The organism is Blautia faecis, assembly GCF_027662325.1.
Lineage (GTDB): Bacteria > Bacillota > Clostridia > Lachnospirales > Lachnospiraceae > Blautia_A > Blautia_A faecis.
Genome location: NZ_JAQDKY010000018.1, coordinates 1 through 26,409, shown reverse-complemented (window position 1 = coordinate 26,409; position 26,409 = coordinate 1). Strand labels below are relative to the sequence as shown.

Sequence of the window (26,409 nt, the reverse complement as noted above, 5' to 3'; positions counted from 1 at the left end):
GAGACAGGTCAGAACTTCACGGTTATGAGGTTCTGACCTGTTTTTGCCCGAATTCGGTTACCGTTAGGAACGATGAAAGGCATCTGCAAAATCTTCTGGGACAGGGGCAGTCATACACATGTTTTCTCCTGTAACAGGGTGAGCAAATTCCAGCTGAAAGGAGTGCAGGGGCTGTCTTTTTATAATTCTGTAATCTGGATTGTAGAGAAAGTCTCCTGGCAGCGGATGTCCAATGTACTTCATATGCACACGGATCTGATGAGTGCGTCCGGTTTCCAGATGGAGCTCGATGAGAGAGTAGGAATGATAGGTGGCTAATCGCTCATAGTGTGTGACCGCACTTTCCCCATTTGCGAAATCCACCTGTCTTTCGATGGTGGAATCTGCTGCGCGCCCGATAGGCGCATCAATAGTTCCTTGCTCTGGTGCGATTCCCTGTACAATTGCCAGATAGGTACGCCGGATCTGACGCTGTTTCATCTGGGCAGAGAGAACTGCTGCACTATAAGGATTTTTCGCCAGGATCAGGGCTCCTGTGGTGTCTCTGTCCAGACGGTTGATGCAGCGGTAGACGAAATGCTGTCCTTTTTCTTTGAAATACCAGGTAACTCCATTCGCCAGTGTATTATCATAATTTCCAATGGAAGGGTGCACAGGCATGTCTGCCGCCTTATTTATGACTAAAATATCTTCATCTTCATATAGAATAGAAAGATCCATTTTCACAGGCAGGATATTCTCAGTGTTGTCCGCTTCCGGAATATGTATGTGAAGAGAATCCCTGGCCTGAAGAATTGATTTCCCAAATCCTCGTTCACCATTTAGCTGAATCGCATTTTTATCTGCCTTCATGGAAGATAAAATTCCCCGGGAAAAGCCCTTGCTCCTGAGAAAATCAAGAAGCTGCATTCCTTCCTGCTCTGGCTTTATAGTGTATGTAAGAATTCTGTCCAAGGTGTTCCTCCTAAAATTGTATTAAAATTATGTTGAAACATAAGGATTGTGCGTAATTAAATACTGTATTTTTTTCGCTCAAGGTGTATAATAGCACAGAAAATATTTGCATGGAAGTATCTGAAGCAGTTTTATGAGATATACATCCATGCGACAGGAACTATTTATACATTTAAGGAAAAAGAGAAAACATATGAAACAACAGCAACATCTTTTTACAAACAAAATGCTCCGGGCGCTTCTTGTTCCTATTATTATGGAACAGCTGTTAAATGCCTTGATGGGTACGGTAGATACTATGATGGTCAGCAATGTAGGTTCTGCGGCCATTTCCGCCGTTTCTCTTGTGGACTCTATCAATGTACTGATTATTCAGGCCTTTTCTGCACTGGCAGCAGGAGGTACCATTATCTGTACCCAGTATCTTGGACAGAAGAATCACGAGATGGCGAACAAATCAGCCAGGCAGGCACTTTTTATTATAACAGCCATTTCTGTCTTCATCGTTGTGCTTGGACTTGCTTTCCGTGCACCGCTTCTTAGCTTTATTTTCGGAAAAGTAGACGCGGATGTTATGGAGAATTCTATGGTGTATTTCTTTTATACTGTGCTGTCCTATCCTTTTATTGCACTTTATGATGCCGGAGCATCCATTTTCCGTGCACAGGAAAACACCAGAGGACCGATGGTAATCTCCATTATTTCCAATGTGATGAATATTGTGGGAAATGGAATCCTGATCTGGGTATTTCATATGGGAGTTGCCGGAGCGGCTATTTCCACACTGGCGTCCAGAATTTTCTGTGCAGTAGTAGTGCTGTACCAGCTTAGAAAAGACAGGCAGCCAATTGTGGTACGTGATTATCTGAAAATCCGTCCGGATGGAAAAATGATTGGCAGGATTCTTGCTCTTGGTATTCCTTCTGGCATAGAGAACAGCATGTTCCAGCTTGGAAAGCTGGCAATCCAGTCTACAGTCTCTACACTTGGAACCACTGCAATTGCAGCCCAGGCTATGACCAATATGCTGGAGATGTTAAATGGAACAGCTGTAATTGGTGTTGGAATCGGACTTATGACAGTAGTGGGACAGAGCCTTGGAGCCGGAAAAAAAGACGAGGCAGTTTATTATATGAAGAAACTGATGATCTTTTCCGAAGTCTTTCTCATCGCCTGCTGTGCAGTGGTATATGTCCTTGCACGGCCGATTACCATGATTGGTGGAATGGAAGCTAAAAGCGCTGAAATGTGTCTTGATATGATGTTCTGGATCACCATTGTGAAACCAATCGTATGGATGTTTGCGTTTATTCCGGCTTACGGCATGCGTGCGGCAGGAGATGTGAAGTTTTCCATGATTACTTCCTGCATTACTATGTGGACCTTCCGCTTTTGCCTGTGCGTTTATCTGATCCGGGTATGTGGCATGGGACCGATGGCTGTCTGGATCGGAATGTTCACAGACTGGACGGTACGTGCGATCGTGTTTGGTCTGCGGTTTAAGAGTGGAAAATGGATGGAACATAAAGTTGTGTAAAAGGTAACTGCAAAAGATAAGGAAAGCGATCCCCTTTTATTGACTTTTAAATGGCAAAATTATATAATGTAACGGATAAAAACAGGGAAAAGCATGATCAGGAAGCCAGGTGTAATTCCTGCACAAGTCCGTTACTGTACAGTCAGATACTGGTTGCTTTTTCAGAAACAGGATTTCCTGCGGCAACCGGGATAAGACTGATAGGAAAGAAGCTTTGTTGTCAGGACAGGGCTTCTTTTATTTACGTAACAGATGGGGCGGGTTCCTCATAGCTTTGGAGGCAAGAAACATGGAACATAAGACAGGATTGGAAGATTATTATGTGATCCGCGGACAGAAGAAAATGCGTTTTGGCTATACCACAGGTTCCTGCGCGGCAGCAGCTTGCAAGGGCGCCTGCTTGATGCTTCTGGGAAAAGAAAAGTTAACATCTGTACCGCTTATGACTCCCAAGGGAATCCTCCTTGACCTGGAACTGCATGATATTCAGATCAGTGAAAATCAGGTTACCTGTGCAGTGAAAAAAGATGCCGGAGATGATCCGGACACAACAAATGGCATTCTTGTGTATGCTACAGTGTGGAAGACGGATACTGCCGGAATCGTTATAGATGGCGGAGCGGGCGTAGGCAGAGTTACAAGACCTGGGCTCTCCCAGAAAGTGGGAGAAGCGGCGATCAATCCTGTTCCTCGTGCCATGATTCTTCGGGAGGCAGAAGAAGCTGCAGTTTCCCATGACTATGAGGGAGGGCTGAAGGTTGTGATTTCTGTCCCGGAAGGTGTAGAAATCGGCAAGAAGACCTTTAATCCCAGACTGGGAATCACAGGGGGAATCTCCATCCTTGGAACTTCCGGAATCGTGGAGCCGATGAGCGAAAAAGCCCTTGTGGAGAGCATCCATGTGGAAATGAAGCAGCATTTTACCCAAGGTGAGAAGTATCTTCTTGTGACACCTGGAAATTATGGGGCAGATTATCTGCGTGAGCACATGACCTTACCTTTCGAACGAAATATCAAGTGCAGCAATTATGTGGGAGAAACCATTGATATGGCTGTGGATATGGGCGTGAAAGGAATCCTATTTGTTGCCCATATTGGCAAGTTTGTAAAGGTAGCAGCAGGAATTATGAACACCCATTCCCACAGTGCAGATGCTCGAATGGAAGTGCTTGCATCCAATGCTCTTCGTGTGGGAGCGGATGGAGATACTGCCAGAGATATCCTGAATTGTAATACCACAGATGAGGCTCTTGATATTTTGCACGAAAAAGGCCTTTTAGAGCCTGCAATGAAAGAAATTATGGAAAGAATCCAGTTTTATCTGGATCACCGTTCCTATGAACAAATTAAGCTTGGTGCGGTTGTTTTTAACAATGTATATGGATATCTGGGAAAAACAAGAGATGCCGGTGAACTGATTCAGGAAATTCAAAAGCAGGATGAAATGCTTAAACTTCAAATGTAAGCGGGATGATAGAGTGTGCAGATTGCAGGCATGGACAGTATGTTGCAGGGCATTTTTACGAATAAAGATATGTTCAGTTTATGAGAGCAAAAAATAAAAACAGAGTAGTTATGCTTAAAAACTATTTCAGAAAGAGAGATCTATGACAGGAAAATTATATGGCGTAGGAGTTGGCCCAGGGGATCCGGAGCTGATCACTTTAAAGGCCTTAAGACTTACAAAGGAAGCAGATATACTGGCTTTCCCAGGGGAAAAACCAATAGAATCTGTGGCATATAGGATCATGAAAGGAGCGTATCCGGAAATTGACAGCAAACAGATGATTTCCCTGCCAATGCCCATGATCAAAGACAGAGAAGAACTGAAACGTGTTCATGATGAAGGAGCAAAAATAATTGCAAAATGGCTTGAGAAAGGAAAAAATGTAGTATTTCTCACCCTGGGAGACCCGACCGTATATTCTACATATATTTATGTACACAAACGTGTGGAACAGCTGGGATATGCCACAGAAATCGTCAGCGGCATTACATCCTTTTGTGCAGTCAGTGCCAGATTTAATGAAGGACTGGTGGAAAAATCCCAGCAGCTTCATGTAATCCCTGCCTCCTATCAGATAGAAGAAGCATTGAAGCTTCCCGGAACGAAAGTTTTGATGAAAACCGGCAAAAAAATGCAGGAAGTAAAAGCACAGATCAAAGCATCTGGTAATAAGGCCGAGATGATTGAAAATTGCGGAATGCCAGATGAGAAAATTTATAGAAGTGTGGAAGAAATTCCAGATGATGCAGGTTATTATTCGTTGATCATTGTGAAGGAAAAATAAGATAATGTAAATAAAAAAACAATGTAGGCAAAGTGAAAATTTATTAAAGTAAGAATTATAAAACTTTGCCGCACAATAAAAATTATAGTGAAAAAGGAGAGAAAGCCATGATTCATTTCGTAGGAGCAGGTTCCGGAGCACCGGATCTGATCACCGTAAGAGGAAAGAAATATCTGGAAGAAGCAGACGTAGTTATTTATGCAGGATCTCTGGTAAATCCCAAACTTTTAGAGTACACAAAGGATATTTGTACCATTTATAACAGCGCAAAGATGACACTGGAAGAGGTGCTTTCTGTTATGGAAAAGGCAGAAGCGGCAGGCAAGACAACAGTAAGACTTCACACAGGTGATCCCTGTATTTATGGTGCCATCCGTGAGCAGATGGATGTGCTGGATGAGAAGGGAATTGCTTATGATTACTGTCCTGGTGTCAGCGCATTCTGCGGTGCGGCAAGTGCTTTAAATCTGGAATATACGCTGCCGGATATTTCCCAGAGCGTGATCATCACCCGTATGGAAGGCAGAACTCCGGTTCCGCCAAAGGAAAGCATTCAGTCCTTTGCCGCTCATCAGGCAACTATGGTTGTTTTTCTCAGTACAGGAATGCTGGAAGAACTGAGCAGAAGACTGATTGAAGGTGGTTATACAGCAGATACTCCTGCTGCGATTGTGTATAAGGCAACCTGGGAGGATGAAAAGAAATTTGTGTGCACAGTAGGAACTCTGGCGCAGACTGCTAAGGAGAATCATATTACAAAGACTGCACTTATGATCATTGGAGACTGCGTAAATGCCGCTCATTATGACCGTTCCAAGTTATACGATCCAGGATTTACAACAGAATTCCGTGAAGCAACGAAATAAGAATAAGGTTATTTGATATGGCAGCTTAGGTTAGAGCCTGTTCCAGATGAAAGGAAAACGGATGAAAATTTCCATGATATGCTACACCCTGACAGGGCAGCAGACAGGAGAGAAATTAAAAAAAGGACTGGAAAAAGAAGGAAATATAGTTTCTCTTTTCACAAAGAGCAAATACATTCCAGATTCTATAAAGGGAAGCTGCGGGAAATGGACGGGAGAACAGTTCGAAACTGCAGACAGTATCATTTTCATTGGAGCAGCCGGAATCGCAGTACGCAGCATCGCCCCCTTTATACAGAGCAAAAAGAAAGACCCGGCTGTGCTGGTAGTAGATGAATTGGGAAAATTTGTGATATCCCTGCTGTCTGGACATCTTGGCGGGGCAAATGAACTTGCCTGTCTGGCTGCAGACATTTTACAGGCAATCCCTGTAGTCACAACTGCCACAGACCTTGAGGGAAAATTTGCTGTGGATGTGTTTGCAAAGAAAAATAACTGTCACATTTTTCGAATGAAAGAGGCGAAAGAGGTTTCTGCCGCGCTGCTGGCAGGTGAGAAGGTGGGATTCTACAGCGAATTTCCCTGGGAGGGAGAACTGCCAAAGGGACTGATCTGGTGCCAAAAAACTGGCATATCACTTTCTGAAATACAGTATGAGACTGTGGACGGCACACCACTTCCAGAGGTGGGGATTGCCGTGACCGTACATAAAAGCTGTCATCCCTTTGCCTCAACGACGCATGTAGTTCCACCAGCTGCTGCGCTTGGAATGGGCTGCCGGAAAAATAAAGAATCAGAAGCCGTGGAAAAAGCAGCATTCAGCTGCCTGAAAGAAAATGACATTTATCCGGAGGCAGTTGCAGCTCTTGCAAGCATTGATGTAAAAAAAGAAGAACCCGGGCTTCTGGCTCTTTCAGAAAAGCTGGGAGTTCCTTTCAAAACATTTTCCAGTGAGGAACTTCTGTCTGTGCAGGGTGAATTCACCTCATCCTCTTTTGTGAGTAAGACAGTAGGTGTGGATAATGTGTGTGAACGAAGCGCGGTGAAAGCCGCAGAGAATCATACTGGCATTCATTTTATACAGAGAAAACGGGGCGCAGAGGGCGTGACAACGGCTCTTGTCCTTGGAGATTGGAGGATACGTTTTGAGTAAAGAAAAGAAAATCTATGTGGTAGGAATCGGACCAGGTTCTTATGAAGGAATGACAGGAGCTGCAGCTACAGCTCTTGAAAAAAGTGATGTGATCGTTGGATACACTGTTTATATTGATCTTGTAAAAGACCATTTTCCGGGAAAATCTTTTCTCACCACACCTATGAGAAAGGAGGTAGACCGCTGTGTAATGGCTTTTGATGAGGCTATGAAAGACCAGACAGTTTCTATGATCTGCAGTGGTGATGCGGGAGTTTACGGAATGGCTGGTCTTATGTATGAAATCGGCGCAAACTATCCGGAGGTGGAGCTGGAAGTAGTTGCAGGTGTTACAGCAGCAACCGGAGGAGCAGCAGTGCTTGGTGCTCCATTGATCCACGATTTCTGTCTGATCAGTCTCAGTGATCTGCTCACACCATGGGAAAAGATCGAGAAGCGTCTTCTTCTGGCTTCGGAAGCTGATTTTGTGATTGTTCTTTACAATCCGTCCAGTCACAAGAGACACGATTATCTGAAAAAAGCCTGCGAACTTATGCTTCAACACAAATCTCCGGAAACAGTATGCGGTACCGTGCAGAACATTAACCGCGAGGGTGAAACTGCCAGGGTTATGACTCTGGCTGAATTGAAAGAAACACAGGTAGATATGTTTACCACTGTATTTATCGGAAATTCACAGACCAGAAATATTGATGGAAAAATGGTAACACCAAGAGGATATAAAAATGTCTGATGTTGTTGTTTTTGCAGGCACCACAGAAGGCTGTGAAATCTGCAGCTTTCTGGCAAAAAATAAAGTAAGTGTGTTTGCCTGTGTCGCTACCGATTACGGCAGCAAATCATTAAAAGAGGGCGAATATCTGAAAATCCACGCTGGCCGCCTGAATGGGGCGGAGATGGAAAATCTTCTGAAAGAACTCAGCCCCGGACTGGTGCTGGATGCTACCCATCCGTATGCTGCCGAGGTAACGGAGAATATTCGTGCTGCCTGCCAAAATACAGGTTTTTCTTACCAGCGAGTATTAAGAGAGGCCGGTGCTTATCAGGATAAGGCTGTTTATGTGGAGAATACAGAGGCAGCAGTGGAATTTCTGGAAGGTACAAAAGGAAATATCCTGCTTACCACAGGCAGCAAGGAGCTTGGAAAATTTACAGCTTTATCTGATGCAGGAGAACGCATTTATGCCCGTGTTCTGTCTTTGCCATCTGTGATGGAAACCTGCAAAGGTTACGGCTTTGAGGGCAAGCATCTGATCGGTATGCAGGGACCCTTTTCCATGGAATTAAACGCAGCCATGCTTCGACAGTATGACTGCAGATATCTTGTGACAAAGGATACAGGAAAAGCAGGTGGTTTTCAGGAGAAAATTGATGCTGCACTTATGTGCGATGTGATTCCTGTTATAATTGGAAGACCGTTGCAGGAAGAGGGCCTTTCTGTGGCAGAATGTAAACATATGCTAACGGAATATTTTGGACTCACCTTGAAACCTCACGTTACACTCCTGGGAATTGGGATGGGAAGTGAGAAAACCCTTACAATTCAGGGAAAAAGGGCAGTTCAAAGAGCTGATCTGATCATTGGGGCCAGGCGTATGGCAGATTCCATCCGGGAGCCGGGACAGCCGGTGGTGTATGAATACCGCAGCGATGTGATTGGAGCTTATATTAAGAGCCATCCGGAATATGAGAATATTGTGATAGCTTTGTCCGGGGATGTGGGATTCTACAGCGGAGCGAAGAAGCTGCTGGATGTGTTGAATGGAAGGAAACCAGAGGGTGTTTTAGCAGATGGTTTTGAAGGACAGGAGCACAGTGAAAAAGAGAATGGCTGTGTCTCCATTGAGATTATCTGCGGAATTTCTTCTGTGGTTTATTTTATGTCCCAGATCGGTTTATCCTGGGATGATGCGAAGATTACCAGCGCCCACGGCAAAAATTGCAATTTGGTTTCCATGATCAAGCAGAATCAGAAGGTTTTTTCCATTCTGGGAACAGGAAGTGCAGTTGCGGAACTTGCACAGAAGCTGGTGGAATATGAGATGGGAGATGTGGTTCTCTATGTTGGAGAAAATCTTTCCTATCCAGATGAAAAAATATTCCAGGCGAACGCCAGTGAACTGACTTCCTATGAGGGTCAGGCATTGAGCGTTGTCTGTGCTTACAATGAAAAAGCCAGACCGGCATTTTCCACTCATGGAATTCCAGATGAGAAATTTATCCGTGGAAAAGCACCTATGACAAAAGAAGAGGTGAGATGTGTTTCCCTTTCCAAGCTTCGTCTTCAGGAAGATTCCATCTGTTATGATGTAGGTGCCGGAACAGGTTCTGTTTCTGTGGAAATGGCTCTTCGCGCAGATCAGGGACAGGTTTTCGCTGTTGAGAAAAAGGATGACGCGGTGGCTCTTCTTTACAAAAACAAACAGCGGTTTGCAGCGGATAATCTGGAAATTATAAAGGGCGAGGCACCGGAAGCACTAAAAGAACTGCCGGTTCCAACTCATGCGTTTATCGGCGGTTCATCAGGAAATCTGAAAGAAATCGTTGCCCTGCTTTTAGAAAAGAACCAGGATGTGCGGATCGTGATCAACTGCATTACGTTGGAGACTATCAGTGAGGCACTGGAGATATTGAAAGAATACGATTTCGCAGATCAGGAAGCAGTGCAGCTTACAGCCTCCAGATCAAAAGAGATTGGAAGATACCATCTAATGATGGGAGAAAATCCTATTTATATCATTACCTGCCAGAGCCCCCGGGCGCAGATATGACAGGTGTGGTTTTCTTAAGAGTGCAGAAAAAGGCTGTTGGCGCGGAAAGAAGAGGAGGACTATCATGAAAAAAAGAATACCCAGGATCTTGCTTGCAGCAGGAGCCAGCGGAAGCGGAAAAACACTTCTCACCTGTGGTCTGCTGCAGGTACTGGTAAACAGAGGAATAAAGACAGTCTCCTTTAAATGCGGACCGGATTATATTGATCCCATGTTCCATACCCAGGTAATTGGTACAAAATCCCGAAATCTGGACACTTTTTTTACAGGAGAGGAGATTACCAGATACCTTCTTGCAAAAAACAGTGCTGATTGTGAAATAGCAGTGATGGAAGGGGTCATGGGATTTTACGATGGAGTGGCAGGAATTACCACCAGAGCAAGTGCCTATGATCTGGCCAGGGTAACGGACACACCTGTAATTCTGATCGTGAACAGCAAAGGAATGAGTGTTTCACTTGCTGCTTACATAAAAGGATTTATGGAGTATAAAAGGGACAGCCATATAAAGGGCGTGATTTTTAACCAGATGTCGCCCATGCTTTATCCCCGAATGAAAAAGCTGATAGAAGAAGAGCTTGGTATTAAAGTGCTGGGCTATGTGCCAAAGGTAGAGGACTGTGTGATAGAAAGCAGACATCTGGGCTTGGTTCTTCCGGAAGAAATTCCGGAATTAAAGGGAAGGCTTTTGAAGCTGGCAGAAGTGCTGGAGAACAGTCTGGAAATTGAAGAGATATTGAAACTGGCCAATGAGGCACCAGTGTTGGAATATCCGTTGCTGGAAAAGACAGATGAGAGATCCCTATGTCAGCCAGCTGGAACCAGTGCAATAGCTGAAAAGGTGAAAAGAGAAGTGGATGCATTGACTGAAATGAGTCAGGTGTATACCTGGAAAAGCCCAGGGAAGCTTCGGATCGGTCTTGCGAAAGATGAGGCATTCTGCTTCTTTTATGAAGACAATCTGGATCTTCTTCGTTCAATGGGTGCCGAGCTGGTGGCCTTTTCGCCTGTACATGACGGACATTTACCAGAAAATCTGGACGGACTTCTTCTCTATGGTGGATATCCGGAATTAAATGGAAAAGCATTGGAGAAGAATCTTTCTATGCGGCAGGAAATTGCGGCAGCCATAAAGGATGGAATGCCCTGTCTTGCAGAATGCGGTGGGTTCATGTATCTCCACGAAAGCATGGAGGGAATGGATGGGAAATTCTATGAAATGGCAGGCGTTATTCCGGGTAAGGTATGGCGCACACCCAGACTGACCCGGTTTGGCTATATTACTTTGAAGCAGAATCAGGGGATTTCCCATGGAAAACAGGAAACTGCAATTCTTGGGGAGTCAGATCTTGGAGTAAGTCCGGCCCATGAATTTCATTATTTTGATTCGGATAATTGTGGAACTGCATTTCATGCTTCCAAACCGGAAAGCAAACGCGGGTGGGACTGCATGCACGGCACCGATCATTTGTTAGCGGGCTTTCCTCATTTATATTATTACGCAAATCCGAAAATTCCGCAGGCATTTTTAAAAAAGTGTCTGGAGTATAAGGAGTTACAAAAATGATACGATTATTAACTCTTCCGGCAGGTTTTATTCTTGACCTGCTTATGGGAGATCCAAGATGGTTATATCATCCGGTATGTCTTATAGGAAATCTGATCAGCATACTGGAAAAAGGAATACGAAAGGTGTTTCCGAAAACAGATAAGAGTGAGCGGGCAGGAGGTATTCTGGAAGTTGTCCTTGTCTGTTTTATTACCTTTTTTATTCCTTACGTTGTAATCCATCTGTTTTATAAATGGAATTTCTGGCTGGGCTTTGCACTGGAGACTTTCTGGTGCGGACAGCTGCTTGCAACAAAATCATTGAAAGTGGAAAGTATGAAAGTATATGACCGCCTGAAAAACGGAACCATTGAGGAAGCGCGTTATGCCGTTTCCATGATTGTGGGACGTGATACACAGGCACTTTCAGAAATCGGAGTGACGAAGGCAGCTGTGGAAACGGTTGCGGAAAATTCCTCTGACGGAATTATTGCCCCTATGTTTTATATGGCAATCGGTGGAATTCCCCTGATGTTTTTGTACAAGGGCATCAACACTATGGATTCTATGCTTGGATATAAAAACGATAAATATCTGTATTTTGGAAGATGTGCAGCCAGACTAGACGATGTGGCGAATTATATTCCAGCCAGAATTTCCGGCTGGCTGATGGCATTGTCCACAGTATTTGTTAGAATGGATACCAAAAATGCAGTAAAAATATACAGAAGAGACCGCCGCAATCATGCAAGCCCCAATTCTGCCCAGACAGAAGCGGCTATGGCAGGAGCCCTGGATGTACAGCTGGCAGGAAATGCTTATTATTTTGGTAAGCTATATGAAAAACCGACGATCGGGGATCCGATCCGCCCGGTTGAAATCGAGGATATTCCAAGAGCGAATAAACTGCTTTATGCAACCAGTATTGTGGGAGCAATTTTATTCTTCGGTCTGAGTGTTCTTCTGAAAACTGTGTTATAGCGGATTTTGCTGAAAAAACAGCAACAAATAAAAGATTAAAGTATGTTTTAAAATTGTGACGCACATCTTACAGAAAGCCTTTTTCAAACACGCTTTAGATCATGTAATTACTTGAATGGAGACAACAATGGAAAAACACATACATGGCGGTGATGTGTATCATCATCAGGGGTGCATTGACTTTTCAGCAAACTGCAATCCTCTTGGTACCCCAGAGGGAATCAAAAAAGCAATCATTAAAAGTCTGGAGCATATAAACGACTACCCCCAGGTAGGCTGCACTCCCTTAAAAAAAGCCATTGCAGAATATGAGAATACGAAGCCGGATCAGGTGATCTGCGGAAACGGCGCTGCAGAGGTGATCTTTTCTCTTTGCCGGGCGGTGAATCCAAGACGGGCTCTGGTGCCGGCTCCGACTTTTGCAGAATACCAGCAGGCATTATATAGTGTGGATTGCCAGGTGGAATTTTTTCCCCTGGATGGGAAAAAGGGGTTTGTGCTGGAGGAAAACTTCTTACAGGCATTGACAGAAGAGATTGACATTATTTTTCTGTGCAATCCCAATAATCCAACCGGGCTTCTGGTGGAAAAACCATTGCTGGAAAAAATTTTGAAGCGTTGTCAGGAGCTTAATATTCTTATGGCGGTGGACGAATGCTTCTTGGATTTCGTTCCATCACCAGAAAAATATACGCTAAAAGAATATCTGGAAACCTATGACAATCTGTTTCTTCTGAAAGCTTTTACAAAACGCTATGCTATGGCAGGTGTGAGACTCGGCTATGGTCTTTGCGGAAATAAAGGACTTCTGGAAAAAATAGAAGGTGTATGTCAGCCCTGGAATGTCTCTTCCATGGCACAGGCGGCTGGTCTGGCTGCTTTGCAGGAAAGAGAATATGTAGAAAAGGGAAGACAGGTGACCTTTCAGGAACTGGCATATCTGAAAGAAGAACTGGCGGCGCTTGGCTATCCAGTTTATCCTTCTCAGGCGAATTACGTGTTTTTTACAGGTCCGGCGGATTTATATGAGAAGCTGGAGCAGAAGAAGATCCTGATACGCGATTGCAGTAATTATACCGGGCTTTCCAAAGGATATTACAGGGTGGCGGTGAAGAAACATGAAGAAAATCAGCAGCTTGTCAGGGCATTGAAAGAAATAGATAGAACCAAAGTTGAAAATGTGATTTTATAAAAGGAGGAACACATTTTGGCAAAAGCAATCATGGTGCAGGGGACAATGTCCAATGCCGGAAAAAGCCTTCTGGCAGCAGGCCTTTGCAGAATTTTTAAACAGGACGGGTACCGTGTGGCACCTTTCAAGTCCCAGAATATGGCGTTGAATTCTTTTATCACAAAAGAAGGTCTGGAAATGGGACGTGCCCAGGTGATGCAGGCAGAAGCAGCTGGAATTGCTCCTTCTGTTCTGATGAATCCTGTTCTTTTAAAGCCTACAAACGATGTAGGCTCCCAGGTGATCGTAAACGGTGAGGTTCTGGGAAACATGAGCGCCAGGGATTATTTCAAATATAAGAAAAAACTGGTGCCGGATATTATGAAGGCTTACAATGCTCTTGCAGCAGAAAATGATATTATTGTTATAGAAGGAGCAGGAAGTCCGGCAGAAATCAATCTGAAAAGTGATGATATCGTAAATATGGGTATGGCGAAAATGGCGAAGGCTCCGGTGCTTTTGGTAGGGGATATTGACCGTGGCGGTGTTTTTGCCCAGCTGATCGGAACTGTTATGCTTCTGGAAGAAGACGAGAAGGAGATGGTAAAAGGTCTGATCATCAATAAATTCCGTGGAGACAAAACCATTCTGGATCCCGGAGTGGAAATGCTGGAGGAAAGAAGCGGCATTCCGGTTGTAGGCGTAGCTCCTTATCTGAATATTCAGGTGGAGGATGAGGACAGCCTGACGGAACGTTTTGAGACAAATCGGACAGTAGACCTGATTGACATTGCGGTGATCCGAGTGCCCAGAATTTCTAATTTCACAGATTTTAATCCGCTGGAGAGTATCCAGGGGGTTTCCCTTCGCTATGTAAAAAATCCATCAAAGCTTGGTAATCCGGATATGATCATTCTGCCGGGAACCAAAAATACAATGGAAGATCTTCTGTGGATGAGGGAAAATGGCCTGGAAGCGTTGATCCTGAAGGAGGCTGCGAAAGGAAAGCTGATTTTTGGAATCTGCGGTGGCTATCAGATGATGGGAGAGACTTTAAGCGATCCTCATGGAGTGGAAGCTGGCGGAACGATCAAAGGCATGGGCCTTCTTCCAATGGATACCGTTTTTGCTGAGAAAAAGACCAGAACCAGAGTGGAAGGCTCTTTCGGCCAGCTGACTGGTGCGTTTGCAAAGCTTAGTGATACTGCTCTGGAAGGATATGAGATCCATATGGGTGAGACTGCCCTGAAAGGAGATGCAAAGCCATCTACAAATATTCAGGATAGCGTAACCGGAGAGAGAAAGTCGGATGGTGCTTATCTTGACAATGTATGTGGAACCTATGTACATGGTGTTTTTGATAAAGAGGCAGTAGCTGAGGCAATCGTACAGATCATTGGAGAAAAGAAAGGTCTGGATGTATCTGGAATGACTGGTATGGATTTCCAGGCGTTTAAGGAAACCCAGTATGATATCCTGGCAGCAGAGCTCCGGAAACATCTGGATATGAAGAAGATATATGAAATCCTGGAAGAGGGGGTACAAATATGAAGGTAGAACTGGAAAATGTAAAACCAATGGACATAGAGAAAAGAAGCTTTGAGATCATCACAGAGGAGCTTGGTGATACCCCTCTGATCCCGGGAACAGAGCTGGTGGTAAAGAGATGTATTCATACAAGCGCTGATTTTGATTACGCGAAAAATCTTTGCTTTTCCGAAAACGCAGTGGAAAAAGCGATTCAGGCAATTAAAGATGGCGCCTGTATTGTAACCGACACCCAGATGGCAAAAGCAGGAATCAATAAACGCGCCCTTGCAAGGTATGGCGGTGAGGTTTACTGTTTTATGTCAGATGAGGATGTGGCGAAGATTGCGAAAGAAAATGGTTCCACCCGTGCCACAGCCAGCATGGACAAGGCGGCCGGGTTGGATAAAAAGCTGATCTTTGCCATTGGAAATGCACCTACAGCACTGGTTCGCCTTTATGAGCTGATCGAGGATAAAAAGCTGGATCCGGAGTTGATCATCGGTGTGCCTGTGGGGTTTGTGAATGTGGTGCAGTCCAAGGAACTGATCATGCATACAGAGGTACCGTACATTGTAGCCCGCGGGCGTAAGGGTGGATCAAATATCGCAGCGTGCATCTGTAATGCCTTGCTGTATATGATTGACAACAATCGGGGATAAAAAAACGGCGTATACTCTGTCTGTGGTAAATGGCAAAGTATACGCTGCTTTTACTATAAAAGTCCCGGACGGCAGCTGTGGGAGCGCCATAGGCGCGGAACAGCTGACTTTCATATATGGTGACGTCGCCGAATAGGCGACATATCCGTTTAGTCCAAAACTACAGACTTCAGCAGTTCGCAGGCCGGGACGAAATCCTGTACTGGCATGGAAGAGCAGGACATAAGTACCGTCACATCTTTCTCACTTTCTTTTAAAATTTGTAAATGCAGGCTTTTTTCAGAGGCCTGTTTTTTTAATTCATCCCCGCTTTTTTCATAAGGCAAAGTAAGAGCCAGACTGGTACCGGCTGCGCCCACCTGAATCTGACAGCCAGTGCCAAATACCTGACGGACTGAGCTGCGAAGCTGCTTTAATTTGGAGGAATAAAGTCGTTTCAGCCTTCTGGTCTGTGCAGCAAGATGACCGTCCCGGATAAATTGACACAGGGCAATCTGTTCTGCCTTGGAAGCAGTCTGGTTATAAAATCCGGCTTTCTTTTTATAAGCATTGAGAAGCTCAGGAGGCAGGATCATAAAGCTGATACGGATAGAAGGCAGCAGCAATCTGGAAAATGAACCAATGTAAACTACGCCCTGTCCTCCGGAAAGTCCGAAAAGGGAAGGGGTAGGCTTCTGGAAATAGACAAATTCGTTTTCGAAATCATCTTCGATTACCAGATGATGGCGTTCATTTGCATATTTCAAAAGCTCCAGACGGCGCTTTACCGGCATGATTTCGCCCCACTTTGTCATGTGTGCAGGAGAAACATAGACCACATCACAGTCTTTGTTACGGTAACAGATCTCATATCCATAGTCCCCGAAAACTGTGCTTCCGTGAACGAAAGAAGGGGTTGGAAAGGATACCCAGTGAAATTCCGGATATACTTCATGGATAAGAGGACAGAGAATCTGCAGCAGGCTTTGGAAACTGGCGCCTACTACAATATCATCCGGTGAACAAAGAATGTTCCGCCTCTCACGGATGTAATCTGACAAAGTTTCCCGGAAATCCGCTTCCCCCTGGGGTTCGCCGTAGGTCAGCATGCGTTCATTCTGCCGGAGGGCGCTTTTCATGTAACGGCTCCACAGGTCAAAACGAAAGCTTTCTTTATCCACACCTGAAGATGCCAGGTCATAGCGGTAATGAGTTTCTTTATGAGTACCCGGCTGGTTGTTTTTATGCTGGTGGGAGGCAATCTCTGTGACATAATAGCCGCTTTGGGCTTTTGCCATAATGTAGCCGTCTGCGGCAAGCTGAAGATAGGCAGTTTCAATAGTAGTGCGGGAAAGCTTCAGCTCCTGGGAACACTTGCGAAGAGAAGGCATTTTGCTTCCGGGTGTCATTTTCCCATCCAGGATCAGTTTCCGGTAGTATTCGTAAACTTCCATATAAAGATGCGTAGTGCGGTTTTGATTCTTTTCAATGTTTAACATAAAACTGTCCCCTCTAAAAAAGTTGAATTTGGATATTTCTGTACATACACTTAGGTGATATTTTATAATATAAACGAAAAATTTACAATAAAAATCAGGAGTGATATATTTGAAAAAAATAGCGGTAATTCAGGATCTGTCAGGGCTTGGAAAATGTTCCCTGACAGCGGCAATTCCGGTGATCTCGGTGATGGGCGTGCAGGCGGTACCGCTGCCAACAGCAGTACTCAGCAACCAGACTGGTTATCCTTCCTATTACTGTGACAATTATACAGAGCACATGGAACAGATCATGGATGAATGGGAGAAACGGGGATTTTCCCCGGATGGAATCTATACAGGATTTCTGGCTGACGAGGAGCAGGCTGATAAGATCCTGGATTTTCTCAGAAGGTTCCGGAAAGAGAAGACCATGGTACTGGTGGATACGGTTATGGGAGATAATGGCAGTGCTTATGGAATTTATACAGAAGGTCTGCGGGAAAAGATGCTTCAGCTGGTGGGAAACGCCCATGTGATTACGCCCAATCTTACGGAAGCGCTGCTTCTTTTATATGGGAAAGAAGGGATGGAAAAAAGATATGCCAGCCTTTTGGAACTGGATGGAAGGAAAAGGCTGGAACAGATCGGAAAGATTGGGGAGCAGCTGAAAAAAGAATATGGCTTACAGGCAGCTGTGATTACAGGCGTGGAATCCAAGAGGAATGTTTTGTCAATTCTTCAAGAGGTATCTGTAATTTCAACTCAGAAGTTAAGTAGAACTTCTGAGCAGACAGAAAATCTGGCAGGAAAACCAAATTCAAAGGAAACAAGTCTGCCGCAGATGGGAAACCTTGTGGTGGAAAATGGTCATTTGTCCTGGTGCTTTGCCCCCAAAATAGGAGGCAGTTATTCTGGAACAGGAGACCTGTTTGCCTCGGTGCTTAGTGCCGGTCTGGTGAAAGAGATGTCCATGATGCACTGCGTAGAACTGGCGGTGAATTTTCTGTCCAAGGCAATTGCCCAGACGGTACAGGAAGGAACAGACCGGAATGACGGAGTCTGCTTCGAGGCGTATCTTGGGGAATTATGTAAAAGTTGATAAGAGAATAACAATTGCTGTAAAAGGATAATATCCACTGGCAATGTTACGCAAGGTGCTTTGAGATAGCGAATGATTTCGGAAAAGAAAGTTATAGTGCCGCAAAGTAATGTCTGCGAACCGCAATATAGATGAGAAGGAGAGTGTAATAATGGCAGATATCGTATATTGTTATAATGATGAGGTGTATTTTAATCTGACAAATAAATGCCCTTGCAACTGTACCTTTTGCATCCGCAACAATGGAGATTCGGTAGGTGAGGCAAAAACTTTATGGTTTGACAAGGAACCAACAATGGAGGAGATTTATAAAGCAATTGATGCTTTTGATTTTTCAGGATACAAAGAAGCTGTTTTCTGTGGATATGGAGAGCCGACTATGGCACTGGATAAGCTGATCGTTGTCAGTGAGTATATGAGAAGCAAATATCCGGCACATTTGGACCGCGATGGGAAGCCCTGTCCAGGAATCAAGCTTCGCCTGAATACCAATGGTCTGGGGGATTTGATTAACAAGCGTTCCATAGCGAAAGAGGTCTGTCAGGCGGTCGATGTTGTTTCTATCAGTTTAAATATGCCAGATGCCAAGTCCTACAACGAAGTGGTACGCCCGGCTTACGGCGAGAAAGCCTTTGATGCCATGCTGAAATTTGCGCAGGATTGCAAAAAATATACAGAAAATGTGAAATTCACGGTTGTAGACTGTATCGGGGAAGAAAACGTTGAGAAAAGCCGTAAAGTGGCAGAGAAGCTTGGAATTCCGCTGAGAGTACGGGAGTATACGGCGGAATAAAATTGAGGAAAAAAAGACATCAATGCAGATGCATCATAAAATCAGTTGGAGACACTTTCAAATGTGCGCTGGATTTATCTATGAGATTTTATGAAAAATGGAAAAATCTGCATTGGTGTCTTTTGATATCTGTAGGTTATTTTTTTGCATTTGCAAAGCATTTGAAATGCCAGGTCTTGGGTCAGACCTATTTTTTTATAAGGTGTTGTAAAATTTCCCGGAATTGGGGTACACAGGCCAGTATATCCGAATTCTCAAGATAAGGTGGCTCTTTATTTTCCCAGTCCGTGATGACACCGCCAGCTTCTCTTAAAATAACGGTAGCCCCGCTGTAATCCCAGGGCTTCAGATTTTGTTCCAGATAAGCGTGCTGTCTGCCGCAGGCTACATAGCAAAGGTCAAGGGCAGCAGAGCCGGTGCGCCTGAAATCTGCACAGTTCATAAAAATATTGTAAAATACCGGGAACAGTTCCTTTGCCCTGTTTTTTTCATAAGGAGAGGAGCCGAAAGACACTACAGCATCTTTGAATTCCGGCTGGTTGGACACATGGATAGGAGTTCCGTTCAGATAGGCACCTTCTCCTTTGGCACCGTAGAAGAGTTCCTCTGTAAAGGGATTATAGACCACTCCGAAAGTGATTTCCCCATTTTCATAAAGCCCCAGAGAAACTGCGCTTAAATGATAATCCCGGATTAAATTGGTGGTTCCGTCAATGGGATCCAGAATCCAGTAAGATTTCCGGGAATTCAGTCCAAGGTTCTCTTTCTCTTCGGCAATCAACCGGATTTCAGGAAATTCTTTTTCAAGGGCTTCCTTCAGGTAATTTTGTACGGCAACATCTACGTTGGTAACGTAATCGGCAGCCCCTTTTTCGGTAACCTTTTCGTGGGTCATTTCTTGGAGAATCAAGGGCTTGGCTTGTTTTACCAACTCTATGATTTTGGCTTGGTTTTCCTTATTCATATCAATATACCTCCTAACGTATGTCAAAAAATTTCAACAATTTGTATGGTCTAGAGAAAATTTACCATAAACGGAAAGAAAGGGCAAATGAAAAATTAAGCTGTAAAAAACGAAGAATAGTTGTTGTTACTGTTCACTGGTAACATTCCGCGAGGTGTTTTTTGTGAACAAAGTTCACAGAAAACCCGAGAGTTGCGGCGCGAAATCATGCAAAGCATGATTTCTGTGCATCGCGAAGCGTGTTACTGTGAACGGAGTGAACAGTAACTAGTTGTCTATCGTTGGTTAAGTATGCCGATAGCTACATAATCTGCTATGGGAAGAAGATATAAGAAAAAATGAAACTGAGAAGTACAAATTTTATAAAAAGGACTAAATAAAAATGGAGAGACGAAATGTCTCTCCTGAATGTCCAATCGATTTGAGCATCGAAGAGAGGCTGGATTGGTTCTATCATTTATAGTATATGCGGATATCTGAAAACTATGAATTGCATTAAAAGTGGCTTTCCCAATCGGATGGGAAATTAAGTCTGCGAATATCACATACATCAGAATAGTTATTCAGAAGCTGTTTGAAATCAGTTATAAAAGCCGTCCACGAATCTTCGGTTGGACGAAGATATTTCATTGAAAGCATAATCTGATATAGCCCATTGTACCGAGGATGCGGATGGATGACATCTGAATAAATAAGCTGTGGTCTTGTACTGATGCTACGATTATAAATACGGCTGTTGTGAGCACAAATATTTCTCATGATGGAAACAGCCTGAATCCAGGATGTAAACATATCTTTTGATGGATTGATATCACGTCCATTGCTGTTTTTAAACTTATAATTTTTAATCAGCTCAGAAAAAGCAGTGTTGCTGCCGGTTTTCATATTTTTAATAGTTTTTGATATAGTGCCGAAAGACATAACCTCGACAGCAGCCCATATAGGAATGGCTCCATCGTGATTATCAAAGTTATGTTCTATAAAAACATCATTGGAACGGCTGATTTCAGATGCAATGGTGCTCTGATTCTTCCAGAATGTTTTTTTATCTTTAAATACGGAAGGATCATTTAAAACAAGTGCATCGTGAGTAATCTGGAATGCATTGACAAGTTGTGACTTTAATGCAACTTCAATTTGTGATAAATAGCTAAACAGCAGGTCTGACAGCTCTGAATCAAAGCGGTACAGTCTTAAAATATTTGATAAGGATGTTCCTTCTATGTACTTTTTGGTGGAAGGATCAATAAGATGAAAACTATAACCTTTTAAACGGTAATATCCAATTGTTGTTAACGCTATTTCAGCGGTGTCATTCGAATCGATAGTCATTCCAGTGTCTTTGAGTTTCTGAATTAATTGTGTAATGGATAAAAAATTCTTAGGATATGCATACATGGCTCACCTCTGGATATAAAAAGTCCCGCCGGGTTGCGCATTCTTGCCGAAACAAGACTAAGCGTGGCGGGTTCTGTTACACATATTTTACTTGGAACGAACCAATCTGTCAATACTTTGAGATAGGTTTGCTAAGATATTTTTGGGACTACTATATAGAATGCGAATTAAAAAAAGATTAAATATTGGCTCTTAAAGTCAGAGTTACTTTGCAGAATATTGCAAAAATCACTGAGCCTACATCCGGACTTAAAGCAATGAGTGCGATATGCTAAAACGCATTGAGATTGGAATGTCGGCAAAGTAGTTCAGGCTTGTCAACGGTATTGAAAAGAGAAAAACCATCTGGTCATATCTGAATAAGGAGCAGATTGATATGGTGGAAACACTGCAGAAAGTAGAAGTTGTCTTGGATATTCAGTTTTCTGCGGTAAACTGCAAAAATCTTTTGCTACACAGATTGATTTTATTTGCACTTTAGCGTATGATAAATTTGATTATTTGTGTCCTACTTAGAGAGCAATTTAACATGAAAAATTCAAACACTGTGTTCGACAGAGGGAGTTCCCGATGCTAAAAAGTAGGATATTCATGGGGTATTTCTGAAGATGCAGAAAAGAAGATAAATAAACAGATGGAAACGAATGTAGAGCTGAAAAGAAATCTTTCTATATATTTAACAGGCTTATTTGGAAAGTGATTTTCCTCAACAAATCTGATGTAGATGTGAAAATTCTACCTTGCTCATGAAAATACCCCAATTAGTCAGACACAGTCTGACCAATTTGAAACGCTTCCGACTATCAGCACTGGAAGAAAATACGACTGATTTATAAAAATAACAATCATCAATCAATAGATGGAGGAAAACAAATGGCGGGTAAAACAAATGCCAACATTGGCTTTGAAAAACAGTTGTGGGATGCAGCTTGTGTATTGTGGGGGCATATCCCGGCGGCGGAATATAGAAAGGTTATTATTGGATTGATTTTCCTGCGGTACATTTCTGCTGCGTTTGATAAACGGTATCAGGAACTTATAGCAGAAGGTGACGGTTTCGAGGATGACCGTGATGCTTACGAGATGGACAATGTATTTTTCGTTCCGGAGGAAGCTCGCTGGAGCAACATTGCATCCAAGGCACACACACCGGAAATCGGCACAATCATTGATAATGCAATGAGAGCCATTGAAGCAGAAAACAAAAAGCTGAAAAATGTACTGCCGAAGAATTATGCGAGTCCAGACTTAGATAAGCGAATCTTGGGTGATGTGGTAGATATTTTTACAAATAACATCGACATGAGCGATACGACTGCAAGTGAAGACTTGCTCGGTCGTACTTATGAATACTGTATTGCACAGTTTGCAGAAAAAGAAGGTGTTGGCGGCGGTGAATTTTATACACCGTCCAGCGTGGTAAAAACTCTGGTTTCCATTCTGCGTCCGTTTGATAACTGCCGAGTGTACGATTGCTGCTGCGGTTCCGGCGGTATGTTTGTACAGAGTGAAAAGTTCATTGAAGCACATGGTCATAAGCGTGGAGCAATTTCAGTGTATGGGCAGGAAGCAAACCCGGATACTTGGAAGATGGCGAAAATGAATATGGCAATCCGAGGTATTGATGCTGATCTGGGACCATACAATGCGGATACATTTACAAGTGACTTGCATCCGACACTGAAAGCAGACTTTATTCTCGCTAATCCCCCATTCAATTATCATCCGTGGGGACAGGAAAAACTGAAAGAAGACAAGCGTTGGAAATACGGTCTGCCGCCTGCAGGTAATGCCAACTACGCATGGATTCAACATATGATTCATCACCTTGCTCCGAATGGGAAAATCGGTCTGGTACTGGCGAATGGTGCGTTGTCTACGCAGAGCAGCGGCGAAGGTGAAATCCGAAAGAAAATCATCGAGGATGATCTGATTGAAGGCATTATCGCAATGCCTACCCAGCTTTTTTATAGCGTGACAATTCCTGTTACTCTGTGGTTCATTACAAAAGGTAAGAAACAGCCCGGCAAAACGCTGTTCATTGATGCCCGCAAGATGGGACATATGGTTGACCGTAAACATCGTGATTTTACAGATGAAGATATTCAGAAACTTGCAGATACCTTTGAAGCATTTCAGAATGGCACATTGGAAGATGTTCAGGGATTCTGCAGGGAGGCAACACTTGTGGACATTGCAAAGCAGGATTATATTCTGACTCCTGGACGATACGTCGGCATTGAAGAACCGGAAGATGACGGAGAACCGTTTGAGGATAAAATGAATCGTCTGACTTCTGAGTTGTCGGAGATGTTCGCAAAATCCCATGAACTGGAGGATGAAATCAGAAAGAAGCTGGGGGCGATTGGGTATGAAATTTGATACAATAAAATTATCTGAACTTGCAGCAATTCAGACAGGACCATTCGGTAGCCAACTACACAAGGAGGATTACGTAGTTCATGGAACGCCTATCGTTACAGTAGAACATCTCGGAAGCAGAAAGTTTACAGAACAAAATCTTCCTTGTGTTTCAGACAAGGATAAAGAAAGGCTAAAAAAATACGTACTGAAAACAGGAGATATTGTTTTCAGCCGCGTAGGATCAGTTGATCGTTGCTCATATGTTAGTGCAGAATATGAAGGATGGATGTTTTCGGGGCGATGCCTTAGAGTACGACCTTGTGAAAAATTGAATCCAGAATATTTGTATTATTTCTTTTTATTGGAAAAAACAAAACAGTTTGTTCGTAATATTGCTACCGGTGCAACGATGCCATCTATTAATACGAAATTTATGGGAGAGATTCCAATAAGAGTCCCATCTCTGGATGCACAGAATAAGATCGCCAGTATTCTATGGATGATAGACGATAAAATTGAGTTAAATAAAAAGATAAACAAGAATTTAGCGACTTAAAGGTTAATGTCTGAGACATCCAATTCGCCAGACATCAACATAGGTAACAATGCATCTCGGATATCAGAAAGTCGTGAGTTTTCTGCTTCAAGCACTTCCTGCTGTTGGAAAATTGGAGTGCAAAAGGCATTGAACTTTTCGATAGTTTCGTTATCAGGAATTACAACAGGGACAGATTTCATACCTGCACCTGATATTTCCTTAAAAGTTGAACCCGAAGCCATCCCCTCGATGGTCGGCAATAAAAATTTCAGAAGATAATACATAAAGGATGTACCAACATTTTCATTTGGAACTACCGATTTGAATCCCTGATTAGTTGTTATTTCATTGGCAGCAATGGCAATGTATCCAATAGGTGCTCTGGAACTAAACAGAACTGTTCCGGTTGGCATTTTGGTTGCACTGCTCTTGTAAAATCCTAATTCTGAAATATCAATTTCACCGTGAGAGATAAATTTTGACTTATTAAGAGATAAATCCTTTGGAGTGATCCATGCTATGCCTTGCTCGGAGTAATATTCTGGCTTTGTTTTGGATGGGGTTCCACCTGCAACAACAGTTCCAAGGTCCGAAAGCATACCATCTTTCCATGTTGGATTAGCATTTTCAACAAATAATGAGTGAAAAAGAGCTTCTGCTTGCTGCTCTAAATTCTTGTTTAACCTAAATACTCCTACCAACGGCAGGAGCTAAAGCCAATGGAACTGCCGTTGAGTCGTTCTCTGGAAAATAAATTTGAAGGAGAATGACCTATGAAACAACAGATTATTTCAGAGGTGGTGCAGCAAATGCTGCCACACCTCGACAACGCACAAATGCAGCAGTTGCAAAAAGTGCTTGAAAACACACTGTTTGGCTGTGAAATTACAGCACAGACAGAAAAGAAAGATATGAACGATAACCAAAAGCTGATAGACGCTTTTGTTTCGGCAAAACGAATTGAAGGCTGTTCAGAGAAAACGCTGAAATATTACCGCACAACCATTGAAATGATGGTAGCTTCGACAGATAAAGGTATTCGCCATATACAGACGGAGGATTTGCGTTCCTATCTGACGGATTATCAGAGCAAGAACCAGTCCAGCCGTGTGACGATAGATAATATCCGCAGAATTCTGTCCAGTTTTTTCTCTTGGTTGGAGGATGAGGACTATATTTTGAAAAGCCCTGTTCGCCGCATCCATAAGGTGAAAACGGCAACCAACATCAAAGAAACCTACACAGATGAGGACTTGGAAAAAATGCGCGACAACTGCACAGAACTTCGTGATTTGGCAATGATTGATATGCTGGCCTCTACCGGAATGCGTATCGGTGAAATGGTTTTGCTGAATAAAGCGGACATCAATTTTAATGAGCGTGAATGTGTCGTTTTCGGTAAAGGCGATAAGGAACGCATTGTATACTTTGATGCTCGGACGAAGATTCATCTGCAAAACTACATTGATAGCAGAATGGATGATAATCCGGCATTGTTTGTTACTCTGCGTTCTCCGCATGAGAGAATCAAGATCGGCGGCATAGAATCCCGCCTGCGTGAAATGGGAAAACAGCTGGATATTCCCAAAGTTCATCCGCATAAGTTCCGAAGGACGCTTGCAACGATGGCAATTGACAAAGGAATGCCTATTGAGCAGTTACAGAAACTCTTGGGACATAAAAGAATAGATACGACCTTACAGTATGCAATGGTTAAGCAGAGCAATGTTAAGTTGGCTCATAAGAAATATATAGGCTAGAGGAGAAAAGGTATTGTGATTATTGAATTAGAGGAACTTGTTAAGAATGGAGAAATTGAAATAAAAACAGGACCATTTGGCACCCAACTAAAAGCGGCAGAATATGTTGAAAGTGGAACTCCAGTTCTAAATGTGAAAAATTTAGGATATTCAACAGTTGTAACAACAAAAGTAGATTATGTTGGTGAGAAGACACTTGAACGGTTATCTATGCACATACTTAAAGAGGGAGATATTGTATTTGGAAGAAAGGGGGCTGTTGATCGTCATGCCTACATAGGAGCAAATGAAGCGGGATGGATGCAGGGATCAGATTGTATCAGATTAAGAGTAAAAACAAACAAAATCAATCCACGATATTTATCATATTATTTTCTTACGCCTAAGCATAAAGCTTTCATGATAAGCATGTGCTCACATGGAACGACAATGGCATCCTTAAATCAAGGCATTTTGTCGAAAATAGAGATAGACTTGCCAGAACGGTGCATACAAGACCGTATAGTATCAATTATTGCAGTTTTGGATAAAAAAAGAAAAACAAATGAGAAGTTAAACAAGAATTTAGAGCA

General features: G+C 43.2%; 23 protein-coding genes and 1 pseudogene. 19 read left to right on the top strand and 5 right to left on the bottom strand.

Going from position 1 to position 26,409, the window contains the following annotated elements:
* Positions 1–63 precede the first annotated feature (63 nt).
* Positions 64–954 (bottom strand): RluA family pseudouridine synthase, encoded by an 891-nt coding sequence (locus tag PGQ38_RS10125; RefSeq protein WP_270431564.1) that lies wholly within the window; start codon positions 952–954, stop codon positions 64–66.
* 193 nt (positions 955–1,147) lie between these two features.
* Between PGQ38_RS10125 and PGQ38_RS10120 the strand changes: the two genes are divergently transcribed.
* The 13 genes and pseudogenes from PGQ38_RS10120 (at position 1,148) to PGQ38_RS10065 (ending at position 15,461) form a co-directional block, all read left to right on the top strand.
* A complete protein-coding gene (locus tag PGQ38_RS10120; RefSeq protein ID WP_195699718.1) occupies positions 1,148–2,491 on the top strand; it encodes an MATE family efflux transporter in 1,344 nt (447 codons plus the stop codon).
* Between the two features lie 289 nt (positions 2,492–2,780).
* Positions 2,781–3,956, top strand: coding sequence for a cobalt-precorrin-5B (C(1))-methyltransferase CbiD (cbiD, locus tag PGQ38_RS10115; RefSeq protein WP_204452308.1), 1,176 nt, complete (start codon positions 2,781–2,783; stop codon positions 3,954–3,956).
* Between the two features lie 142 nt (positions 3,957–4,098).
* Entirely contained in the window at positions 4,099–4,782 is a 684-nt protein-coding gene (cobI, locus tag PGQ38_RS10110) for a precorrin-2 C(20)-methyltransferase (protein ID WP_270413792.1), read from the top strand.
* Positions 4,783–4,889: 107 nt separating this feature from the next.
* Entirely contained in the window at positions 4,890–5,648 is a 759-nt protein-coding gene (gene cobM / locus PGQ38_RS10105; protein ID WP_118579928.1) for a precorrin-4 C(11)-methyltransferase, read from the top strand.
* 46 nt (positions 5,649–5,694) lie between these two features.
* Positions 5,695–6,801 (top strand): cobalt-precorrin 5A hydrolase, encoded by a 1,107-nt coding sequence (locus PGQ38_RS10100; RefSeq protein WP_270431563.1) that lies wholly within the window; start codon positions 5,695–5,697, stop codon positions 6,799–6,801.
* Positions 6,794–7,534, top strand: coding sequence for a precorrin-3B C(17)-methyltransferase (cobJ, locus tag PGQ38_RS10095; RefSeq protein ID WP_173716581.1), 741 nt, complete (start codon positions 6,794–6,796; stop codon positions 7,532–7,534). Before PGQ38_RS10100 ends, cobJ begins: the two co-directional genes overlap by 8 nt.
* Positions 7,527–9,572, top strand: a complete 2,046-nt coding sequence (gene cobK, locus PGQ38_RS10090) for a precorrin-6A reductase (RefSeq protein WP_270431560.1) — start codon at positions 7,527–7,529, stop codon at positions 9,570–9,572. The genes cobJ and cobK overlap by 8 nt, the downstream gene beginning before the upstream one ends.
* Positions 9,573–9,636: 64 nt before the next feature.
* Positions 9,637–11,139: a cobyrinic acid a,c-diamide synthase CobB gene (locus PGQ38_RS10085; protein ID WP_270431559.1), complete on the top strand. Its 1,503-nt coding sequence runs from the start codon at positions 9,637–9,639 to the stop codon at positions 11,137–11,139.
* Positions 11,136–12,101, top strand: a complete 966-nt coding sequence (gene cbiB / locus PGQ38_RS10080; protein WP_270431556.1) for an adenosylcobinamide-phosphate synthase CbiB — start codon at positions 11,136–11,138, stop codon at positions 12,099–12,101. The genes PGQ38_RS10085 and cbiB overlap by 4 nt, the downstream gene beginning before the upstream one ends.
* 51 nt (positions 12,102–12,152) lie before the next feature.
* Positions 12,153–12,254 (top strand): annotated as a pseudogene (locus PGQ38_RS20600) (DUF6783 domain-containing protein); the annotation flags it as partial.
* Complete coding sequence (locus PGQ38_RS10075; protein ID WP_270431554.1) at positions 12,229–13,293, top strand: pyridoxal phosphate-dependent aminotransferase; 1,065 nt, start codon at positions 12,229–12,231, stop codon at positions 13,291–13,293. The pseudogene PGQ38_RS20600 and the gene PGQ38_RS10075, both read left to right, overlap by 26 nt.
* A 15-nt stretch (positions 13,294–13,308) precedes the next feature.
* On the top strand, positions 13,309–14,823 hold the full coding sequence (locus PGQ38_RS10070) for a cobyric acid synthase (protein WP_270431551.1): 1,515 nt from the start codon (positions 13,309–13,311) through the stop codon (positions 14,821–14,823).
* Complete coding sequence (locus tag PGQ38_RS10065) at positions 14,820–15,461, top strand: precorrin-8X methylmutase (protein ID WP_118579949.1); 642 nt, start codon at positions 14,820–14,822, stop codon at positions 15,459–15,461. Before PGQ38_RS10070 ends, PGQ38_RS10065 begins: the two co-directional genes overlap by 4 nt.
* 149 nt (positions 15,462–15,610) lie before the next feature.
* Here the strand turns inward: PGQ38_RS10065 and pdxR are convergent, their stop codons facing one another.
* Positions 15,611–16,939 carry a MocR-like pyridoxine biosynthesis transcription factor PdxR gene (gene pdxR, locus PGQ38_RS10060; RefSeq protein ID WP_118579952.1) on the bottom strand — a complete coding sequence of 443 codons (1,329 nt, stop codon included), beginning with the start codon at positions 16,937–16,939 and terminating at the stop codon, positions 15,611–15,613.
* A 100-nt stretch (positions 16,940–17,039) separates the two neighbouring features.
* Here pdxR and PGQ38_RS10055 point away from each other — a divergent pair, with 100 nt between their 5' ends.
* Both PGQ38_RS10055 and PGQ38_RS10050 read left to right on the top strand, forming a co-directional pair.
* Positions 17,040–18,020 (top strand): bifunctional hydroxymethylpyrimidine kinase/phosphomethylpyrimidine kinase, encoded by a 981-nt coding sequence (locus PGQ38_RS10055; protein ID WP_416386748.1) that lies wholly within the window; start codon positions 17,040–17,042, stop codon positions 18,018–18,020.
* 151 nt (positions 18,021–18,171) lie between these two features.
* Positions 18,172–18,813, top strand: coding sequence for a TIGR04100 family radical SAM protein (locus PGQ38_RS10050; RefSeq protein WP_195699728.1), 642 nt, complete (start codon positions 18,172–18,174; stop codon positions 18,811–18,813).
* A gap of 187 nt (positions 18,814–19,000) precedes the next feature.
* Here the strand turns inward: PGQ38_RS10050 and PGQ38_RS10045 are convergent, their stop codons facing one another.
* A complete protein-coding gene (locus PGQ38_RS10045; protein ID WP_195699729.1) occupies positions 19,001–19,777 on the bottom strand; it encodes an inositol monophosphatase family protein in 777 nt (258 codons plus the stop codon).
* 495 nt (positions 19,778–20,272) lie between these two features.
* A complete protein-coding gene (locus PGQ38_RS10040) occupies positions 20,273–21,175 on the bottom strand; it encodes an Abi family protein (protein ID WP_270431545.1) in 903 nt (300 codons plus the stop codon).
* Positions 21,176–22,048: 873 nt separating this feature from the next.
* Between PGQ38_RS10040 and PGQ38_RS10035 the strand changes: the two genes are divergently transcribed.
* A complete protein-coding gene (locus PGQ38_RS10035) occupies positions 22,049–23,557 on the top strand; it encodes a type I restriction-modification system subunit M (RefSeq protein ID WP_270431542.1) in 1,509 nt (502 codons plus the stop codon).
* Positions 23,547–24,095: a restriction endonuclease subunit S gene (locus PGQ38_RS10030; RefSeq protein ID WP_178090684.1), complete on the top strand. Its 549-nt coding sequence runs from the start codon at positions 23,547–23,549 to the stop codon at positions 24,093–24,095. The genes PGQ38_RS10035 and PGQ38_RS10030 overlap by 11 nt, the downstream gene beginning before the upstream one ends.
* Here the strand turns inward: PGQ38_RS10030 and PGQ38_RS10025 are convergent.
* On the bottom strand, positions 24,092–24,778 hold the full coding sequence (locus PGQ38_RS10025) for a restriction endonuclease subunit S (protein WP_173716567.1): 687 nt from the start codon (positions 24,776–24,778) through the stop codon (positions 24,092–24,094). The genes PGQ38_RS10030 and PGQ38_RS10025 overlap by 4 nt on opposite strands.
* 72 nt (positions 24,779–24,850) lie before the next feature.
* On the opposite strand from PGQ38_RS10025, the gene xerA reads away from it, so the two are divergent.
* Both xerA and PGQ38_RS10015 read left to right on the top strand, forming a co-directional pair.
* Entirely contained in the window at positions 24,851–25,837 is a 987-nt protein-coding gene (gene xerA / locus PGQ38_RS10020) for a site-specific tyrosine recombinase/integron integrase (protein ID WP_148462853.1), read from the top strand.
* Positions 25,838–25,852: 15 nt separating this feature from the next.
* On the top strand, positions 25,853–26,409 hold a 557-nt coding region (locus PGQ38_RS10015), incomplete at its 3' end, for a restriction endonuclease subunit S (RefSeq protein WP_270431541.1).

What these genes read in the sequence shown, in the direction of transcription:
- cobM (WP_118579928.1), top strand. Translation starts at nt 4,890, where the DNA reads ATGATTCATTTCGTAGGAGCAGGTTCCGGAGCACCGGATCTGATCACC.
- PGQ38_RS10065 (WP_118579949.1), top strand. Translation starts at nt 14,820, where the DNA reads ATGAAGGTAGAACTGGAAAATGTAAAACCAATGGACATAGAGAAAAGA.
- cbiD (WP_204452308.1), top strand. Translation starts at nt 2,781, where the DNA reads ATGGAACATAAGACAGGATTGGAAGATTATTATGTGATCCGCGGACAG.
- PGQ38_RS10085 (WP_270431559.1), top strand. Translation starts at nt 9,637, where the DNA reads ATGAAAAAAAGAATACCCAGGATCTTGCTTGCAGCAGGAGCCAGCGGA.
- PGQ38_RS10030 (WP_178090684.1), top strand. Translation starts at nt 23,547, where the DNA reads ATGAAATTTGATACAATAAAATTATCTGAACTTGCAGCAATTCAGACA.
- cobK (WP_270431560.1), top strand. Translation starts at nt 7,527, where the DNA reads ATGTCTGATGTTGTTGTTTTTGCAGGCACCACAGAAGGCTGTGAAATC.
- PGQ38_RS10040 (WP_270431545.1), bottom strand. Translation starts at nt 21,175, where the DNA reads ATGTATGCATATCCTAAGAATTTTTTATCCATTACACAATTAATTCAG.
- cbiB (WP_270431556.1), top strand. Translation starts at nt 11,136, where the DNA reads ATGATACGATTATTAACTCTTCCGGCAGGTTTTATTCTTGACCTGCTT.
- PGQ38_RS10035 (WP_270431542.1), top strand. Translation starts at nt 22,049, where the DNA reads ATGGCGGGTAAAACAAATGCCAACATTGGCTTTGAAAAACAGTTGTGG.
- PGQ38_RS10045 (WP_195699729.1), bottom strand. Translation starts at nt 19,777, where the DNA reads ATGAATAAGGAAAACCAAGCCAAAATCATAGAGTTGGTAAAACAAGCC.
- PGQ38_RS10050 (WP_195699728.1), top strand. Translation starts at nt 18,172, where the DNA reads ATGGCAGATATCGTATATTGTTATAATGATGAGGTGTATTTTAATCTG.
- pdxR (WP_118579952.1), bottom strand. Translation starts at nt 16,939, where the DNA reads ATGTTAAACATTGAAAAGAATCAAAACCGCACTACGCATCTTTATATG.
- xerA (WP_148462853.1), top strand. Translation starts at nt 24,851, where the DNA reads ATGAAACAACAGATTATTTCAGAGGTGGTGCAGCAAATGCTGCCACAC.
- PGQ38_RS10075 (WP_270431554.1), top strand. Translation starts at nt 12,229, where the DNA reads ATGGAAAAACACATACATGGCGGTGATGTGTATCATCATCAGGGGTGC.
- PGQ38_RS10120 (WP_195699718.1), top strand. Translation starts at nt 1,148, where the DNA reads ATGAAACAACAGCAACATCTTTTTACAAACAAAATGCTCCGGGCGCTT.
- PGQ38_RS10100 (WP_270431563.1), top strand. Translation starts at nt 5,695, where the DNA reads ATGAAAGGAAAACGGATGAAAATTTCCATGATATGCTACACCCTGACA.
- cobI (WP_270413792.1), top strand. Translation starts at nt 4,099, where the DNA reads ATGACAGGAAAATTATATGGCGTAGGAGTTGGCCCAGGGGATCCGGAG.